At 76.3% G+C, this 413-nt stretch carries 1 pseudogene; it reads left to right on the top strand.

Going from position 1 to position 413, the window contains the following annotated elements:
* Positions 1-413, top strand: a pseudogene (locus tag LPA54_RS40390) (ATP-binding protein); the annotation flags it as partial.

Here is a 413-nt window from a genome sequence, read left to right as displayed (position 1 = left end):
CGGTGCGCGAGGACCGCTCCCTGTTCGCCTGCCTGGTGCTGGACGACGCCACCGGCGTGATCACCCCCGAGTCCGTGCGGGGCGTCCAGCGGCTGCGGTCAGCCAACGCGGGCGTGCTGCTCACCCTGCGCACCCTGGACGACGTGCCCCGGCCGCTGCGCGGGCCGCTGCTCGGCGCCACCGGCTGCCGTATGGCGCTGTCCGGGGTGACGCCCTGGGACGGGCAGGACTTCGCCGAGGTGTGGGGCAAGGAGTGGACCGAGGCGCGGGACGTCACCGACCGGCAGATCATCGCCGAGAGCCCGGCCGGCAAGGCCGTGCACGCGCTGCGGCGGGCCATCACCGGCAAGGCGCCCACCGCGCGGGCGGTCACCGTCCGCCAGGTCGAGCGGGAGCGCTGGTCGGCGTCCGAG

Origin of the sequence: Streptomyces sp. DH12 (assembly GCF_020873895.1) — a bacterium.
Taxonomy (GTDB): Bacteria; Actinomycetota; Actinomycetes; order Streptomycetales; family Streptomycetaceae; genus Streptomyces.
This window is presented reverse-complemented; position numbering and strand designations above follow the sequence as displayed.